The following is an 871-nucleotide window of genomic DNA, read 5'->3' as shown; positions in this document are numbered from 1 at the left end:
ACCCAAGGTGATCAGGTCAAGTTCATCAACGAAGACATCGACAACACGCACCGGATTAGTCTCGCTGACGTAATCGTCCAGGCTCTCGGGGAGCAGGGTCCTTTGACCTCGGTGTTCACCTTGAATGAAGCGTTTCATGGGCAACCCTTGCGATGAAATCCTGGGAAATCATAGCAAGGGTTTGCTTTGGAGTTTTTACACACTCTGGGCCGAAGGCGGCCAGGAGCGGACATCGAGACAGCAAACCTCAAAGGGGCCGAACACTGAGGCCGTTGGCTATTTAAGCAGCGGTTCCCTAGAACTTTTCCTTATTTATCGGTCTATGTGGGTAGGCACATCCGCTCGGTAAGCGCGAGCTCGCAGGCTTCCCGCAGCCAGATGGCCATACGCCCAAATGTCAATCAGAGGTTTTCTTCGCTCATGAAATTCCATGACCCACGGATGGTGCTCTTCGGCCTGTTCGCGTTCGCGGCAGTGGGCTCGGCATCAGCAACACAGATGAAGGCCTCAACCTCTGTTTTCGCAACTGAAGTCGCAGCCGTTCAGGTTCCGGTCCAGGCTGCCGGCAACCCTTGGCCGACCTTGGCCAGTATGGCCGGCAAGCAGCCAGGGCCGTTGCTTGCCCATGACGACCGATACTGGCATGACGGCCGTTGGCATGATCGTAGAGACGATTGGCGCCGAGACGACTGGCGTAGAGAACAGTGGCGTAGAGAACAAGYCCGTCGAGAAGCCCAGCGCCATCGTGATTGGGAATACCACCAGGATCGGGCCATGCGGCACCGCTACGAGGACGATCACCGCTACTATCGTCGCTAGTGCGACGCCACGAGATCAATCCGCCTGCACGATGAAGGCACCACCTTCCGCG

General features: G+C 57.1%; 2 protein-coding genes. One reads left to right on the top strand and one right to left on the bottom strand.

The annotated features are described in order from the left end of the window. Positions 1-138 (bottom strand): hypothetical protein (locus AC1DVH_RS31945; protein WP_477757145.1); only part of this gene is annotated, 138 nt, incomplete at its 3' end. 282 nt (positions 139-420) lie between these two features. Between AC1DVH_RS31945 and AC1DVH_RS31940 the strand changes: the two genes are divergently transcribed. Beyond that, on the top strand, positions 421-819 hold the full coding sequence (locus AC1DVH_RS31940) for a hypothetical protein (protein ID WP_477757144.1): 399 nt from the start codon (positions 421-423) through the stop codon (positions 817-819). Positions 820-871 lie beyond the last annotated feature (52 nt).

The sequence above is a fragment of the Pseudomonas sp. P4_C3 genome, from assembly GCF_056402075.1.
This window is presented reverse-complemented; position numbering and strand designations above follow the sequence as displayed.